Annotated in this window: 14 protein-coding genes; 10 read left to right on the top strand and 4 right to left on the bottom strand. The window is 53.5% G+C overall.

Annotated elements, in window-relative coordinates; genetic code table 11:
* Nucleotides 1–127: 127 nt before the first annotated feature.
* A complete protein-coding gene (locus tag ACWWFX_RS01590) occupies nucleotides 128–382 on the bottom strand; it encodes a YkgJ family cysteine cluster protein (RefSeq protein WP_276219858.1) in 255 nt (84 codons plus the stop codon).
* Nucleotides 383–532: 150 nt separating this feature from the next.
* On the opposite strand from ACWWFX_RS01590, the gene yeiP reads away from it, so the two are divergent.
* Nucleotides 533–1,105 carry an elongation factor P-like protein YeiP gene (gene yeiP / locus ACWWFX_RS01585; RefSeq protein WP_456146020.1) on the top strand — a complete coding sequence of 191 codons (573 nt, stop codon included), beginning with the start codon at nucleotides 533–535 and terminating at the stop codon, nucleotides 1,103–1,105.
* 175 nt (nucleotides 1,106–1,280) lie between these two features.
* Here yeiP and uxuA read toward each other — a convergent pair whose 3' ends face one another.
* Nucleotides 1,281–2,471, bottom strand: coding sequence for a mannonate dehydratase (uxuA, locus tag ACWWFX_RS01580; protein ID WP_473223035.1), 1,191 nt, complete (start codon nucleotides 2,469–2,471; stop codon nucleotides 1,281–1,283).
* A gap of 205 nt (nucleotides 2,472–2,676) precedes the next feature.
* On the opposite strand from uxuA, the gene ACWWFX_RS01575 reads away from it, so the two are divergent.
* The 9 genes from ACWWFX_RS01575 to yejF all read left to right on the top strand — a co-directional run bounded on the left by ACWWFX_RS01575 (nucleotide 2,677) and on the right by yejF (nucleotide 14,265).
* Nucleotides 2,677–4,146 (top strand): mannitol dehydrogenase family protein, encoded by a 1,470-nt coding sequence (locus ACWWFX_RS01575; protein WP_473223034.1) that lies wholly within the window; start codon nucleotides 2,677–2,679, stop codon nucleotides 4,144–4,146.
* A gap of 123 nt (nucleotides 4,147–4,269) precedes the next feature.
* Complete coding sequence (locus ACWWFX_RS01570) at nucleotides 4,270–5,247, top strand: CobW family GTP-binding protein (RefSeq protein WP_473223033.1); 978 nt, start codon at nucleotides 4,270–4,272, stop codon at nucleotides 5,245–5,247.
* Between the two features lie 44 nt (nucleotides 5,248–5,291).
* The gene (locus ACWWFX_RS01565) at nucleotides 5,292–6,008 is read left to right on the top strand and encodes a phosphatase PAP2 family protein (protein ID WP_276219807.1); all 717 of its coding nucleotides are present in this window, start codon (nucleotides 5,292–5,294) and stop codon (nucleotides 6,006–6,008) included.
* Between the two features lie 413 nt (nucleotides 6,009–6,421).
* Nucleotides 6,422–6,994 carry a bifunctional murein DD-endopeptidase/murein LD-carboxypeptidase gene (gene mepS / locus ACWWFX_RS01560; RefSeq protein ID WP_108473642.1) on the top strand — a complete coding sequence of 191 codons (573 nt, stop codon included), beginning with the start codon at nucleotides 6,422–6,424 and terminating at the stop codon, nucleotides 6,992–6,994.
* A gap of 121 nt (nucleotides 6,995–7,115) precedes the next feature.
* The gene (locus tag ACWWFX_RS01555; protein ID WP_473223032.1) at nucleotides 7,116–8,681 is read left to right on the top strand and encodes a cyclic di-GMP phosphodiesterase; all 1,566 of its coding nucleotides are present in this window, start codon (nucleotides 7,116–7,118) and stop codon (nucleotides 8,679–8,681) included.
* 70 nt (nucleotides 8,682–8,751) lie between these two features.
* A complete protein-coding gene (locus tag ACWWFX_RS01550; RefSeq protein WP_473223138.1) occupies nucleotides 8,752–10,545 on the top strand; it encodes an extracellular solute-binding protein in 1,794 nt (597 codons plus the stop codon).
* A 9-nt stretch (nucleotides 10,546–10,554) separates the two neighbouring features.
* On the top strand, nucleotides 10,555–11,652 hold the full coding sequence (locus ACWWFX_RS01545; RefSeq protein ID WP_473223031.1) for a microcin C ABC transporter permease YejB: 1,098 nt from the start codon (nucleotides 10,555–10,557) through the stop codon (nucleotides 11,650–11,652).
* A complete protein-coding gene (locus ACWWFX_RS01540; RefSeq protein ID WP_276219804.1) occupies nucleotides 11,649–12,674 on the top strand; it encodes a microcin C ABC transporter permease in 1,026 nt (341 codons plus the stop codon). The genes ACWWFX_RS01545 and ACWWFX_RS01540 overlap by 4 nt, the downstream gene beginning before the upstream one ends.
* Nucleotide 12,675: 1 nt before the next feature.
* Nucleotides 12,676–14,265: a microcin C ABC transporter ATP-binding protein YejF gene (yejF, locus tag ACWWFX_RS01535; protein ID WP_473223030.1), complete on the top strand. Its 1,590-nt coding sequence runs from the start codon at nucleotides 12,676–12,678 to the stop codon at nucleotides 14,263–14,265.
* Between the two features lie 3 nt (nucleotides 14,266–14,268).
* Here yejF and ACWWFX_RS01530 read toward each other — a convergent pair whose 3' ends face one another.
* Together ACWWFX_RS01530 and ACWWFX_RS01525 are read right to left on the bottom strand one after the other, a co-directional pair.
* The gene (locus ACWWFX_RS01530) at nucleotides 14,269–14,613 is read right to left on the bottom strand and encodes a YejG family protein (RefSeq protein ID WP_015963709.1); all 345 of its coding nucleotides are present in this window, start codon (nucleotides 14,611–14,613) and stop codon (nucleotides 14,269–14,271) included.
* 341 nt (nucleotides 14,614–14,954) lie between these two features.
* Entirely contained in the window at nucleotides 14,955–16,148 is a 1,194-nt protein-coding gene (locus tag ACWWFX_RS01525) for a Bcr/CflA family multidrug efflux MFS transporter (protein WP_473223029.1), read from the bottom strand.
* Nucleotides 16,149–16,150 lie beyond the last annotated feature (2 nt).

Genomic DNA, 16,150 nt, shown 5'->3' with positions numbered 1-16,150 from the left:
ATCTTTCAGAGCGCTAACTCAATGAGATTGAATCATTTTTCTGGTGAATATATTAATAGATGTTGTCGAGAAATATTCTCAATACAACGGGCGGGTTAATACACGCATTCAGCCATCACAATTCGAGTTACGGCAGCGTATCTTCTTCCAGTTTGAGCAGATAAACCATCGCCTCATCACGATGCGTTTTGCACATCTCGCGCACGGGTTGCAGCCCCCCACAAACCAGAGGACGTTCCGGCATGCCAAAAATCTTACACAGATTATTATCCGCAAGCTGGATACAACGGGTATTGGCAGGCTTACCATTTGGCATGCCAGGGATCGGACTGGAGATAGACGGCGCAATGCAGCAGGCCCCACAATCCGGGCGACATTCCATAATGTAGACTCTTATCAGGGGCGCAATGGCGCGCACAGTATCACCTTTTAGCGGAAGATAGCAAAACCCTTCAATTCCTCTTGCCTGAAAGGCCCGTCGCGAGTACTTTTACGCGATATTTTTGACACCCTTGTACACAGGATAATTGCAATGCCAAGAGCGAACGAAATTAAGAAAGGTATGGTGCTGAATTACAACGGCAAATTGCTGATTGTAAAAGATATTGATATTCAGTCACCGAGCGCCCGTGGCGCTGCAACGCTGTATAAAATGCGTTTCTCCGATGTGCGCACCGGCCTGAAAGTCGAAGAGCGTTTTAAAGGCGACGATATCCTCGATACCGTTACCCTGAACCGCCGCTTTGTTGATTTCTCCTACATCGATGGTAATGAGTACGTCTTCATGGATAAAGAAGACTACACCCCATACACCTTCACCAAAGATCAGATTGAAGAAGAACTGCTGTTCATTCCTGAAGGCGGCATGCCGGATATGCAGGTTCTGCTGTGGGACGGCCAGTTGCTGGCGCTGGAACTGCCGCAGACCGTTGATCTGGAAATCGTCGAAACGGCACCGGGCATTAAAGGCGCGTCAGCAAGCGCACGCAACAAACCGGCTACGCTGACCACCGGCCTCGTTATTCAGGTTCCTGAATACCTGAGCGCGGGCGAAAAAATTCGTATCCATATTGAAGAAAAACGCTATATGGGCCGTGCGGACTAATCGCGATGGCTTCGCCTGATGCGCTTCGCTTATCAGGCCTACAACGTCGGCGCAATTCATCAAATTGTTTTCACTTGTAGGCCGGGCAAGCGCAGCGCCCCCGGCAAAATGCAGAACCCGCATTAACGTAAAAAAGCCAGCTCAATGAGCTGGCTTTTTATATTCTAAAACCGGATTACAACAGGTCGCGGAACTTCGTTGCTTTCAACGCCATCTCAACGCCGCGTACTTCCGCCAGCCCTTTCAGACGACCAATCGCGGAATAACCTGGGTTGGTTTTCTTTTTCAGATCGTCAAGCATCTGATGGCCGTGGTCCGGACGCATTGGAATCGGACGCAAATCACCGGCTTTCTTACGGCGCTGTTCTTCAGTCAGAATCGCATCAACCACCGCAACCATGTTCACATCACCCTGCAAATGCGCAGCTTCGTGGAAGGTTTTCGGGTTGTCTTCACGGCAGGTGGAGCGCAGGTGCGTGAAGTGAATACGGTCACCGAAGGTTTCAATCATTTTCACCAGGTCGTTATCGGCGCGCACGCCATAAGAACCCGTACACATGGTGAAGCCGTTATTGATGCTGTCGACGGTCTCTTTCAGCCACTGCATATCTTCAATGGTCGAAACGATACGCGGCAGGCCCAGGATCGGGCGCGGCGGATCGTCCGGGTGAACCGCGAGGCGCACGCCCACTTCTTCTGCAACCGGCACAATAGCACGCAGGAAGACAGCCATGTTTTCACGCAGCTGATCTTTGCTGATGTGATCGTACTCAGCCAGACGCGCACGGAACTGATCAAGGGTATAGCCCTCTTCCGCACCCGGCAGGCCAGCAATGATATTGCGGGTCAGTTTTTCAACGTCCGCAGCGGTCATGGCGTCGAAATACGCTTTTGCCTGCTGCTGCTCTTCGGCGGTGTAATCGGCTTGCGCGCCTTCACGCTTCAGGATGTGCAGCTCAAAAGCAGCAAACGCGATTTGATCGAAACGCAGCGCTTTGGAACCATCTTCCAGCGTGTATTCGAGGTCCGTACGCGTCCAGTCAAGGATCGGCATAAAGTTGTAGCACACGGTATCAATGCCGCAGGTCGCCAGGTTGCGAATACTCTGCTGATAGTTAGCAATCCAGGTTTTGTACTCGCCGGAATGCGTTTTGATATCTTCGTGAACCGGAATACTTTCAACAACAGACCAGGTCAGCCCTTTTTCCGCCAGCATCGCCTGACGTTTTTGAATTTCTTCGACCGGCCAAACCAAACCATTCGGGATGTGGTGCAGCGCCGTCACGACGCCTGTTGCGCCAGCCTGACGTACATCATCAAGGGAAACCGGATCATTTGGGCCATACCAACGCCATGTTTGTTCCATCGCCTCAACCTCTCAACTTGTTATACCAATAAAATATTCGTTAATGACGACTACCATACATGTTTATTCGTAGTGGTCAAATACGGCCCCCGCAATGATTGATCTGGCTCACATTACCCGGATAAATTCGGCACACCAATTCAATTTGTTGTCATATAACTTTACACTGGCATTGTTAATTACTGGTTAATCGGACGTGTAAACAATGAAAACAATCGCCAACAGTACGCTCCCTGAGAATGTGCAACTGCCTCATTATGATAGAAAAGCACTGCGCTCGCGGATTGTGCATTTTGGTTTCGGTGCCTTCCATCGCGCGCATCAGGCTCTGCTGACTGACCGGGTGCTTAATGCCGAAGGCGGCGATTGGGGGATCTGCGAGATCAGCCTTTTTAGCGGCGACCAGTTGATGAGCCAGCTTCGCGCGCAGGATCATCTGTTCACGGTGCTGGAAAAAAGCGGCGACGGTAATCAACCGATCGTGATTGGTGCAGTGAATGAATGTCTGAACGCCAAACTGGATTCGCTGGCGGCGATTATTGAGAAATTCTGCGAGCCGCAGGTAGCGATTGTTTCCCTGACGATCACCGAGAAAGGCTACTGCATTGACCCGGCGACCGGGCAACTGGATGTGAATCAGCCACGCATCGCGCACGATCTCGGCCATCCGCAGGAGCCCCACTCTGCGCCGGGTATCCTGGTCGAAGCCCTGCACCGCCGTCGCGAACGCGGGCTTTCCGCTTTTACGGTTCTCTCCTGTGACAATATTCCGGACAACGGTCACGTGGTGAAAAACGCCGTGCTGGGCATGGCAAAACAGCGCGATCCAGCATTAGCTGAGTGGATAGCTACGCATGTCACCTTCCCCGGCACCATGGTTGATCGCATCGTTCCGGCGGCCACCGACGCGTCGCTTGCGGAAATCACCGATGAGCTGGGCGGCGTGAACGATCCCTGTGCGATCAGCTGTGAGCCGTTTATCCAGTGGGTTATTGAAGATAACTTTGTGGCGGGCCGCCCGGCATGGGAAATCGCCGGGGCACAGCTGGTTTATGATGTATTGCCGTGGGAAGAGATGAAGCTGCGCATGCTCAATGGCAGCCACTCGTTTCTGGCATATCTGGGTTATCTGGCGGGCTATCAGCATATCAGCGACTGCATGCAGGACGCCGATTTCCGCCTCGCGGCGCATCGTTTAATGATGACGGAGCAAGCCCCCACGCTGAAGATTACCGATGTGGACTTAGGCGCTTATGCCGACAGCCTGATTACCCGATTTAGCAACCCGGCGCTGAAGCATCGCACCTGGCAAATCGCGATGGACGGTAGCCAGAAGCTGCCGCAGCGCCTGTTGGATGGCATTCGCGTACACCTGGCACAGGGCACCGCGTGGCCGCTGCTGGCATTAGGCGTCGCGGGCTGGATGCGCTACGTCAGCGGTATCGATGATGCGGGTGAAAAAATTGATGTCCGCGACCCGTTATCGGAGAAGATCGCCCGGATTGTTGCCAACAGCCGTGATGAAGAGCGCGTTGTCGCTCTGCTAACGCTCAGTGAAATCTTTGGCACTGACCTGCCGGGCAACGCGACGTTTGTCGAAAACGTCCAGCAGGCGTGGCAGCGCCTGGTGCAAACCGGTGCGCGTCAGGCGATCATTACCACCCTGAATAGTTAACAATTTCTGCTTTTATGCGAAGAGAAATCATTTCTCTTCGCGAATTACTTCTCTTTTCATCGCCTTTTCGCCAGGATTAACGCAACCCGTAGCAACGTTGCAGATTTTTATTCTGGAGTTTTCGTGACAAAGACCAACCTGATAACCGGTTTTCTCGGTAGCGGTAAAACCACCTCCATCCTCCATCTGCTGGCCAATAAGCCCGCCGATGAGAAGTGGGCGGTGCTGGTAAATGAGTTCGGTGAAGTGGGCATTGATGGCGCGCTGCTGGCCGATAGCGGTGCGTTGCTTAAAGAGATCCCCGGCGGTTGTATGTGTTGTGTGAATGGTTTGCCGATGCAGGTGGGCCTGAATACGCTGCTGCGTCAGGGAAAGCCCGACCGCCTGCTCATTGAGCCCACCGGGCTGGGTCACCCCAAACAGATCCTCGATATTCTCACCGCCGCGGTCTATGAGCCATGGATTGACCTGCGGGCGACGCTTTGTGTGCTTGACCCGCGCCAGCTGCTGGATGAAAAAGTGGTTCTGAACGAGAACTTCCGCGACCAGCTCGCCGCCGCCGATATTATCATTGCCAATAAAGGCGATCGCGCGACTGCGGAAAGCGAGCGGGCACTGGAAAGCTGGTGGCAACAGTACGGTGGCGCGCGCCAGCGTGTGAATGCCACACAGGGTAATATTGATATCGCCCTGCTCGACCAGCCGCGCAGCAACCTCACGGAACTTCCCACAAGCGACGCACACTCACACGCGCACCCGGAGAAAAAAGGGCTCGCCGCGCTCAGTCTGCCGGAGCATCAACGCTGGCGTCGTAGCCTGAACAGCGGTCAGGGTTATCAATCCTGCGGCTGGATTTTTGACGCCGATACCACCTTCGACACGGTGGGCATCCTTGAATGGGCGCGCCTGGCTCCCGTGCAACGCGTCAAAGCGGTCATGCGTATTCCTGAGGGGCTGGTGCGAATCAACCGCCAGGGCGCAGATCTGCACATTGAAACGCAGAGCGTCGCGCCGCCGGACAGCCGCATCGAACTGATTAATGATGCGGACGCCGACTGGAATGCACTGCAAACAACTCTGTTGAAGCTCCGTTTAGCGTGAAAGGGCTAAGGTTGCGGTCGTTGTTGAATTATGGTGATGAAAAAATGAAGACGCGATATCCGTTAATCCTGCTGCTGAACGCTGCGGGCATAGCACTCTTTTTATGCTGGTTCCTGCCGCCCAACCATGGCGTCTGGTTTAATGTTGATTCCGCTATTTTTCACTTCTTTAATCACGGCCTCGATGAGAGCCGCGTTTATCAGTGGTTCCTCGCGATTACCAACAACCGCGCCTTTGATGGCTGCTCGCTGCTGGCGATGGGTTGCCTGATGCTTAGCTTCTGGCTGAAAGAGGATGCCGCTGGCCGTCGCCGGATTATTATCATCGGCCTGGTGATGCTGCTTGCCGCGGTGATTATTAACCAGCTGGCGCAGAATTTGATGCCGGTTAAGCGCGCCAGTCCAACGCTATTTTTCCCGGATACCCATCGGGTGAGCGATTATTTGCACATTTCGACCAAGGATGCCTCGCGAGATAGTTTCCCTGGCGACCATGGCATGATGCTGCTCATTTTTTCGACATTCATGTGGCGTTATTTCGGCAGAAAAGCGTTCGCCATCGCGTTGGCTATTTTCGTGATTTTTGCCTTCCCGCGCGTAATGATTGGCGCACACTGGTTTACCGATATTGCCGTCGGTTCTCTGACGGCGGTGTTGATTGGCATTCCGTGGGTATTGATGACCCCGCTCAGCGACAAGGCAATATCGCTTTTTGAGCGCTATCTTCCGCGTCTCAATATGGCTCGCTCCGAAAATAAATAACGGACGTTATAAAATTATCATCAGGGATCGTTTTCGATCCCTGATTTATTTCTGCCGATAAATCATTCTGAATTACGTTTCCCCTCAAGAATATTCGTCTTACGAATGAGTGAGTTGCCTATTTTTCAGGCTAAATTGACACTATTTTACGCATTCACAAATTTTAACTTTCTGTATCACAATTTCTTATAAGAAATCCTGTAAAACCACTCGCAATGCCCTTGTCAATCGGGTAATCTCAATCGCGTTTGCCAATAATGAGCAATTATTCTCATAGTGAATAATTTTGTGCGCCAGTCCACAGATCTGACTTTAAAGAATTGTCTCATTGTTAGCGTGTATTTAGTCTCAGACGCGTTTGGCATTTTTTATAACGACATTGTCGTTAAGGACTTCAAGGGAAAACACATAAAATGGTCAAATCTCAACCAATTTTGAGATATATCTTGCGAGCGATTCCAGCAGTAGCAGTTGCGGTTCTGCTTTCTGCCTGTAGCACAACAAAAGACACCGCCAGGAATATGCATTCTGAGACGCATGCTGTGGGCACCAACGATGCCTCGTCACTGCAAGCCTCTCAGGATGAATTTGAATCGATGGTCCGCAACCTCGACGTGAAATCACGTTTGATGGATCAGTATGCAGGCTGGAAAGGCGTTCGTTATCGTTTAGGCGGTGACACCAAACGCGGCGTTGATTGCTCCAGCTTTGTACAGCGCACCTTCCGCGAACAATTTGGTTTAGAGCTGCCGCGTTCTACGTGGGAGCAGCAGGAAACCGGTAAATCCGTTTCTCGTAGCCAGCTTCGCACCGGCGATTTAGTCCTGTTCCGTGCAGGTTCTACCGGTCGTCATGTCGGCATCTATATCGGCAACAATCAGTTCGTTCACGCGTCTACCAGCAGCGGTGTAACGATCTCCAGCATGAATGAGCCATACTGGAAGAAGCGCTATAATGAAGCGCGCCGAGTTTTAAGCCGCTCTTAATATCACTTGCTGTCAGTATCCCTTGATTGACCGCAAGCATAAGAAAGCACTGCTCTGGCAGTGCTTTTTTTTTCCAATGATTTGGCGAAGCCGATTTAAATAACCGAGACACGCATCCTTTATGCTAAGCCGTAAAACGCTGTTAAGCCGCCGAATCGCCATCACCAGCCTGCTGGTTGGCGTGTTTTTTGCCCTGTTGGCAGGCGGAACTCAGTTTCTTGTCTCTTACCACAAACGCACTGAGCAGTTTGACAATACCATCACCGAGCTGAAGACCTATCTCAATAGCTACTTTGGCGAAGTACTCAATACTATCGATACCCTGCAACCGTTAACCATGAGCTCGTGCGAGAATGTCTCCTCCGAGCTCACCTCGCGCGCCGCCTTTAGCCTCAATATTCGCGCCTTTCTGCTGGTAAAAGAGGGCCATGCGTTTTGTTCATCGGCCACGGGTCCGCTGGATATTGCGATTAAAGATCTGGTCCCTTCTCTCGACCTTTCACAAAACCAGGCGATGGCGATTCTACCCGGCACGCCCATGATGCCCCACCGCCCGGCGTTTATTCTGTGGGACCGAAGCCCACTGTTGGCCGACCGGGGCGTATTTACCTCCATCAACGCCAATCTGATGCCGTGGATACTGAATTCTTCGAAGCAAAGCCAGTACAGTGGTGTCGCGCTGGTGATTAATGGCAATACGGCGATCTCGACCTTTAACCACCAGCCCGTGCCGCTGACCAGCATTGAAAACAGGCCCATTCGTCAGGCGAAAATCAATGGCGTTCCGCTGGAGATTTATCTGTATGGCAACGAAATCGCCACGGATAATATGCTTTACTCATTGCTGCTTGGGGCGATGTGCGGCCTGCTGAGTGGGATTCTGTGTGCTTATGTAATGACGATAAGAATGCGGCCGGGTCGGGAAATTCTCTCGGCTATCACCCGGGGCCAGTTTTACGTGGTCTACCAGCCGGTGGTGCATGCCAGCGATTTACATATTGGCGGCGTAGAGGTGCTGATGCGCTGGACGCATCCGGTGGCAGGCAATATTCCACCGGACGCCTTCATCAGCTTCGCTGAGGGGCAAAATCTGATTGTCCCCCTCACCCGCCATCTTTTTGAATTGATCGCCAAAGATGCCCCCGCCCTGCAAAAAGTGCTGCCGCCTGGCGCAAAGCTTGGGATAAACATTTCACCAAGTCATCTGCATGCGGAGAGCTTCAAACAAGATATACGCCATCTGCTTGCCAGCCTGCCCGAAAACTATTTCCAGGTCGTGCTGGAACTCACCGAGCGCGACATGCTCAACGAGAAACAGGCGGTGAAACTGTTTGAGTGGCTGCACGGCGAAGGCATCGAGATTGCCATTGATGATTTCGGCACCGGCCATAGCGCGCTGATTTATCTTGAGCGCTTTACACTTGATTATCTGAAAATCGACCGCGGCTTCGTTAACGCCATTGGGATGGAAACGGTCACCTCGCCAGTGCTGGATACGGTGCTGACGCTCACGCACCGTTTGAATCTGGTGACCGTCGCAGAAGGCGTGGAGACGCAGGAGCAGGCAACGTGGCTGCGCGACCACGGTGTGGATTTCCTGCAAGGCTACTGGATAAGCCAGCCGCTCACCCTGACTCAGCTTGTTGAAGCGCATAATGAGCCTGCGAAATATTTCACAAGCCGCTAAGGGTCAATTATGATTCAAGGACATCAGGAACGGATCATAAAGGGAAGGTAACCCGGTGATATTTGTGCGCATGTGTCTCGTGCTGTTGGCGCTGAGCAGTTTTTCCCTCGGCGCACAGACGATTAAAGAGAGTTACGCCTTTGCCGTGATCGGCGAGCCGAAGTATGCCATTAACTTTAATCACTTTGATTACGTCAACCCGGCTGCTCCCAAAGGCGGCACGATCACGCTCTCATCCATTGGTACCTTTGATAACTTCAACCGTTACGCCCTACGCGGCAATCCTGGCGTGCGTACCGAATCGCTCTACGATGCCCTCTTCACCACCTCCGACGATGAACCGGGCAGCTATTATCCGCTGATTGCCGAAAGCGCCCGCTATGCCGATGATTACTCATGGGTAGAAGTCAGCATGAACCCGCAGGCCCGCTTTCATGATGGAACGCCCATAACCGCCCGCGACGTCGAATTTACCTTTCACAAGTTTATGACCGAAGGGGTGCCGCAATTCCGTTTGGTCTACAAAGGCACGACGGTCAAAGCCATTGCGCCGCTCACGGTACGTTTCGAATTGGGTAAACCAGGTAAAGAGGATATGTTAAGCCTCTTCTCCCTGCCGGTGATGCCAGAGAAATTCTGGCGCGACCACAAGCTAAGCGATCCGCTCTCTACCCCACCGCTCGCCAGCGGCCCCTATCGCATTACCGACTGGCGGCTGGGGCAATATATTGTCTATTCGCGAGAGAAAAATTACTGGGGCGCGAATTTGCCCGTCAACCGTGGCCGCTGGAATTTCGATACGCTGCGCTACGACTATTACCTTGATGACAACGTCGCCTTTGAAGCGTTTAAGGCGGGCGCGTTCGACATGCGTAATGAAAGCAGCGCCAAAAACTGGGCCACACGCTACATCGGCAAAAATTTCGCCAGTGGCTATATCGTTAAAGAAGCGCAAAAAAATGAGGCCGCCCAGGACACACGCTGGCTGGCATTTAATATCCAGCGCCCCGTCTTTGCCGATCGTCAGGTACGCGAAGCCATCAGCATGGCCTTTGATTTTGAATGGATGAACAAAGCGCTGTTTTATAACGCCTACAGCCGCCCTGCCAGCTATTTCCAGAATACAGAGTACGCGGCACGCCATTATCCGAATGCCGAGGAACTCACACTACTTGCGCCGATGAAAAAGGACCTTCCACCTGAAGTCTTCACCACTATTTATCAGCCGCCAGTCTCAAACGGTGATGGTGCAAACCGCCAAAACCTGCTGAAGGCGGGCGATATGCTCACCCACGCGGGTTGGGTGCTGAAAGACCAACAGCGGGTGAATGAAAAAACCGGCCAGCCGCTGCGCTTCGAACTGCTGGTCGCCTCTGGCGGTAATAACCAGTGGGTGCTGCCGTTCCAGCGCAATCTGAAACGCCTCGGGGTCGAGATGTCTATTCGCCAGGTGGATAACTCTCAGTTGCTCAGCCGCTTGCGTAAACGCGATTACGACATGATGCCAAGCCTGTGGCGCGCCACGCCGTGGCCCAGCTCCGACCTGCAAATTTCCTGGTCATCTGAGTACATCAACTCAACCTATAACGCGCCCGGCGTCGCCAGCCCGGTCGTTGACGCGTTGATCAATCAGATAATCCAGGCGAAAGGTGACGAGAAAAAATTGCTGCCGCTGGGTCGCGCGCTGGATCGCGTCTTAACCTGGAACTTCTACATGCTGCCAATGTGGTATATGGCGGAAGATCACGTCGCCTACTGGGATAAATTCTCGCATCCGCCGATTCGCCCACTCTATGCCAGCGGCTTTGATAACTGGTGGTATGACGTCAATAAAGCGGCGAAACTGCCGGAAGCCCGGCGTTAAGGAGAAAATATGAGCGCTTATTTGCTCCGCCGCTTATTGCTGATTATCCCGACGCTGTGGGCAATCATCACGCTTAACTTTTTTATTGTGCAGATTGCCCCCGGCGGCCCGGTCGACCAGGCCATTGCTGCCGTTGAATTCGGTAATCCGGGTGGCTTGCCCGGTACGGGCGGTGGCGGCTCCGGCGGCGGTCATGCACGCGCGGGCGTGGGGAATATCGCCGACAGCCAGTATCGCGGCGGGCGTGGCCTTGACCCGGAAGTGATCGCCGAAATTACTCAGCGCTACGGCTTTGACAAGCCACTGCACGAACGTTATTTCAAAATGCTGTGGGATTACATCCGCTTTGATTTCGGCAATAGCCTTTTTCGCAATGCTTCCGTTTTACAGTTGATGAAGGACAGCCTGCCCGTTTCGATTACGCTCGGCCTGTGGAGCACGCTGATTATTTACCTGGTGTCGATACCGCTCGGTATTCGCAAAGCGGTACAAAACGGCAGCCGTTTCGACACCTGGAGCAGCGCGTTGATTATTATCGGCTATGCCATTCCGGCGTTTCTGTTCGCTATCTTGTTGATTGTATTCTTCGCTGGCGGCAGCTATTACGACCTGTTCCCGCTACGCGGGCTGGTATCGGCTAATTTCGACACGCTTTCCTGGTATCAGAAAATCACCGACTACCTCTGGCACATCACGCTGCCGGTGCTGGCGACGGTGATTGGCGGCTTTGCGGCGCTTACCATGCTGACCAAAAACTCGTTTCTTGACGAAATTCGCAAGCAATACGTGGTCACCGCCCGCGCCAAAGGCGTGAGCGAGCACAACATCCTGTGGAAGCATATTTTTCGTAACGCCATGCTGCTGGTCATTGCCGGTTTTCCGGCCACCTTTATCAGCATGTTCTTTACCGGTTCGTTGCTGATTGAAGTGATGTTTTCCCTGAACGGGCTGGGGCTTTTGGGTTATGAGGCGACCGTCTCGCGCGACTACCCGGTGATGTTCGGCACGCTCTACATTTTCACGCTGATTGGCCTGCTGCTGAATATCGTCAGTGATATCACTTATACGCTGGTCGATCCGCGCATCGATTTTGAGGGCCGGGGATGATGCCGTTAAACCCAATTAATCAGGCGCGCTGGGCGCGCTTTCGCCATAACCGTCGCGGCTACTGGTCGCTGTGGATCTTTTTGATCGTCTTCGTATGCAGCATGTGTTCCGAACTCATCGCCAACGATCGCCCTTTGCTGGTGCAGTACAAAGGCAGCCTCTATGTGCCGCTGGTGAAAGAGTACAGTGAACAAACTTTTGGCGGCCAGTTCGCCACCGCCGCCGATTACCAGGACCCGTGGCTGCGTAAGCAGTTGCGCGAAAACGGTTGGGTGCTGTGGGCGCCGGTTCGCTACGGTGCAACAACCATCGACTTTAATACGGACCTCCCCTTCCCTTCTCCGCCCTCCTCGCAAAACTGGCTGGGCACCGACGCCAACGGCGGGGATGTGCTGGCGCGTATTCTCTACGGCACACGCATCTCGATTCTGTTTGGCCTGATGCTAACGATTTGTTCCAGCGTGATGGGCGTCGCGGCCGGCGCGATTCAGGGCTATTACGGCGGTAAAATTGACTTGTGGGGGCAACGTTTTATTGAGGTATGGTCCGGCATGCCAACGCTGTTCTTAATTATTCTGCTCTCAAGCGTCGTGCAACCGGGTTTCTGGTGGCTGCTGGCAATCACCGTCCTGTTTGGCTGGATGGCGCTGGTCGGCGTGGTGCGCGCGGAATTTTTACGCACGCGAAACTACGACTATATTCGCGCGGCGCAGGCGCTGGGCGTGAGCGATCGCAGCATTATTTTCCGCCATATGCTGCCCAATGCGATGGTCGCCACCCTCACCTTCCTGCCGTTTATTTTATGCAGCTCAATTACCACGCTAACCTCGCTGGATTTCCTCGGCTTCGGCCTGCCGCTGGGTTCGCCATCGTTGGGCGAATTGCTGTTACAGGGCAAGAATAACCTTCAGGCCCCGTGGCTCGGCATCACGGCGTTTCTTTCCGTTGCCGTGCTGTTGTCGCTGCTGATTTTCATCGGCGAAGCGGTGCGCGACGCTTTCGATCCGAATAAGGCGGTTTAAGATGGGTCATCCTCTCCTTGAAATAGACAATCTTTCCATCGCCTTTCGCAATCAGGGCGTCACGCGCACGGTAGTCAGCGAACTCTCTTTACAGATAGACGCAGGCGAAACGCTGGCGCTGGTTGGGGAATCGGGCTCGGGAAAAAGCGTCAGCGCGCTCTCCGTTTTGCGCCTGCTGCCGCAGCCGCCGGTGAGCTATCCTGGCGGCGATATCCGTTTTCAGGGGCAATCTCTACTTCATGCCAGCGAACAGACGCTGCGTGGTGTGCGCGGCAACCGTATTGCGATGATTTTTCAGGAGCCGATGGTTTCACTGAACCCGTTGCATACGCTGGAAAAACAGCTTTACGAAGTGCTCTCCCTGCACCGGGGAATGCGCAAAGAGCCCGCGCGGGCAGAAATGTTAGATTGTCTGGACAGAGTTGGCATCCGTAATGCCGCTAAACGGCTGGCGGATTATCCGCATCAGCTTTCCGGCGGCGAACGTCAACGCGTGATGATTGCGATGGCATTGCTGACGCGCCCTGACCTGTTGATTGCCGATGAACCCACCACCGCGCTGGATGTGTCGGTTCAGGCACAAATTCTCACCCTGCTGCGCGAGCTAAAACGCGAGTTAAATATGGGGCTGCTGTTTATCACCCATAACCTGAGCATTGTACGCAAGCTGGCTGACCGGGTGGCGGTCATGCAGCAGGGCCGCTGCGTTGAGCAGAATAGCGCTCAGGCGCTGTTTGCCGCGCCGGTTCACCCGTATACCCGCAAGCTGCTCGACAGCGAGCCGTCGGGCTCTCCGGTTCCTTTACCGGCGGATGCCGCCACGTTGCTGACGGTGAACGATCTCAGCGTCGAATTTCCGATTCGTAAAGGCGTCCTGCGCCGCATTGTCGATAACAATCGCGTGGTGAACAACGTAAGCTTTACCCTGCGCGCGGGCGAAACGCTGGGGCTGGTTGGGGAATCGGGTTCAGGTAAGAGCACCACCGGGCTGGCGCTACTGCGGCTTATTGCCTCCAAAGGCGAGATTCAGTTTGCCGGAGAAATGCTACAGGGCCGCAGCCGTGAGCAGCTCCTGCCGCTGCGCCATCGCATTCAGGTGGTCTTCCAGGATCCGAACTCGTCGCTTAACCCGCGTCTGAACGCGCTGCAAATCATTGAAGAAGGTTTACGGGTACACCACCCGGCATTGTCGGCAATCGATCGCGAGCAACGCGTGATTCAGGCCATGCAGGAAGTGGGGTTAGATCCCGACACGCGTCAACGCTATCCGGCGGAATTTTCCGGCGGTCAACGTCAGCGTATCGCCATCGCGCGGGCGCTGATCCTGAAACCCGAATTGATAATTCTTGATGAACCCACGTCATCGCTCGATCGCACCGTTCAGGCGCAGATACTGGCATTATTGAAGGGATTGCAGAAGAAGTACCGGCTGGCTTATATCTTTATCAGCCACGACCTGCACGTGGTACGTTCGCTGTGCCATCAGGTGATTGTGCTGCGACAGGGAAAAGTTGTCGAACAAGGTGAGTGCCAGCGCGTTTTCGCTGCACCAGAGCAGGATTACACCCGCCAGCTCATTACGCTGAGCTGACGGTCAGAACGGATTATTGCCGGAGAACGTTTCGGCAATCGCCACGCCAAAATTTTTCAGACGACAGGTTGCGGCACACTCGTCCTGGCGTTTAACAAACAGGCACGGCTCCCCTTCACACTCGAGTACGGAGCTTTCCAGCGAGATATCTGACAACGCCTGGCTTAAGGTATGCATCACCGGCCAGGCATTATCACCGTCCGGGCTCAGCAGCTTAAGGGCCACCAGCGCATTTTCGTTGCTATCGCCACTTTGCGGAATCGGTTCAACTCTTGAACCTGCAAAACCCGCCGCCCAGCGATAGTCCTGCGGCAGTCGATGTACTATTGAAAGCTGTAATGTGGTCACGTTCTTTTCCCCGGAAGCAATTTACTTCACAATTATTTTACATCCATATTAACACATTGTTGACAAATCGTCCTGCATCCAGAAAAAACGCCTGCAACTTACGGCTTGTTCATTGACTGAGTGATTATTTTTGTCGCGACAAGCGAATTGGGTGATGCTTTTCGGCGCTATATGTACCCGTTTCTGTGATCTAACACAACCTTTTTATCTACAACAATGTGACTTTTTACATTATTAGATTTTACATAAAAGAAACATACATAAGTACCATGAATAGTACTTCGGTTGATATGCATCAAAAAAAAGGGGCGAAAAATCGCCCCTTTATCAAAATGTTTGTACTACGCGCACTTTCGCCGACGGCTGGCGTAGAGCAGGAAAAAGAGCGAGCAGCTTGCACACAGCCCAATGGAGAGGATCATCGGCCAGGCGGAATTGAAGGTTGCCAGCGACAGCAGCGCGCCAATGATAGCGCCAATCCCGAAACGGAAGGTTCCGGCAAGCGACGACGCCGTACCTGCCATATGCGGGAACTCGTCGAGAATAACCGCCATCGCATTTGAGGAGACCATCGACACGCAGCCGACAAATACCGCAATGCCCAACACCAGCGACCAGAATCCAACGTCCAGCAGTGCGCACGCCACCATCCACACCGCCATGGCAAACTGCACAAACAACCCGGCGCGAAACATATTTAACGCCCCGACCCGACGCACAATGCGGCTGTTGATGGTGGTCATGATGAACAGGAAAACGATATTCAGCGCGAAGTAGTAGCCAAAATGCTGGGGCGAAACATGGTTAAGCTCAATATAAACAAACGGCCCGGCGCTCAAAAACGAGAACATCGCAGCAAAGCTAAAACCGCTCGCCAGCATGTAAGAGAGCACGCGTTTATGGCGGAACAGCGATGCGAAGTTGCCCAGCACCGTGCGCATATGAAACTTCTGCCGCTTTTCAACGGGCAGCGTTTCCGCGATAAAGAACCAGATAGCCAGCGACGCCAACAGTGCAGCCACCGCCAGTATCCAGAAGATCGCCCGCCAGCTAAACCAAACCAGCACTGCCCCACCGACCATTGGTGCCACCAGCGGCGCAATCGTCGTGACCAGCATGACAAACGACATCATCCTTGAGAACTCTTCTTTAGGATAAATATCGCGCATCAGGGCGTTAATCACCACGCTCGCCGCCGCAGCCGCCAGGCCGTGGAAGAAGCGCATCACAATGAGCTGATCGATGCTTTTTGACAGCGCGCAGGCAATGGCGGCAACCGCAAAAATCAGCGTGCCGCCAAGGATAACCGGCTTGCGACCAAGGCTATCGGCCATCGGCCCGTAGAGCAACTGGCCGACAGCAAACCCCAGAATATAGGTGCTGAGGGTCATCTGCGCGCTACCGGCCGGTACGCCAAACTGTTGTGAAATAACCGGCAGCGCCGGAAGATACATATCAATAGAAAGCGGCATCAGCATGGCCAGCAGGCCAAGGATAAACACGATATTGAATGACGAAGGCTGCCTGGATGTCACAA

The organism is Pseudocitrobacter sp. 2023LY-00077 (assembly GCF_055796175.1).
The sequence above is the reverse complement of the archived record's forward strand: the minus strand, read 5'-3'. Positions and strand labels throughout refer to the sequence as shown.

Excerpts from the sequence above, each read along its gene's own strand:
- ACWWFX_RS01590 (WP_276219858.1), bottom strand. The coding sequence starts at position 382 with ATGGAATGTCGCCCGGATTGTGGGGCCTGCTGCATTGCGCCGTCTATC.
- yeiP (WP_456146020.1), top strand. The coding sequence starts at position 533 with ATGCCAAGAGCGAACGAAATTAAGAAAGGTATGGTGCTGAATTACAAC.
- uxuA (WP_473223035.1), bottom strand. The coding sequence starts at position 2,471 with ATGGAACAAACATGGCGTTGGTATGGCCCAAATGATCCGGTTTCCCTT.
- ACWWFX_RS01575 (WP_473223034.1), top strand. The coding sequence starts at position 2,677 with ATGAAAACAATCGCCAACAGTACGCTCCCTGAGAATGTGCAACTGCCT.
- ACWWFX_RS01565 (WP_276219807.1), top strand. The coding sequence starts at position 5,292 with ATGAAGACGCGATATCCGTTAATCCTGCTGCTGAACGCTGCGGGCATA.
- mepS (WP_108473642.1), top strand. The coding sequence starts at position 6,422 with ATGGTCAAATCTCAACCAATTTTGAGATATATCTTGCGAGCGATTCCA.
- ACWWFX_RS01555 (WP_473223032.1), top strand. The coding sequence starts at position 7,116 with ATGCTAAGCCGTAAAACGCTGTTAAGCCGCCGAATCGCCATCACCAGC.
- ACWWFX_RS01550 (WP_473223138.1), top strand. The coding sequence starts at position 8,752 with ATGTGTCTCGTGCTGTTGGCGCTGAGCAGTTTTTCCCTCGGCGCACAG.
- ACWWFX_RS01545 (WP_473223031.1), top strand. The coding sequence starts at position 10,555 with ATGAGCGCTTATTTGCTCCGCCGCTTATTGCTGATTATCCCGACGCTG.
- ACWWFX_RS01540 (WP_276219804.1), top strand. The coding sequence starts at position 11,649 with ATGATGCCGTTAAACCCAATTAATCAGGCGCGCTGGGCGCGCTTTCGC.
- yejF (WP_473223030.1), top strand. The coding sequence starts at position 12,676 with ATGGGTCATCCTCTCCTTGAAATAGACAATCTTTCCATCGCCTTTCGC.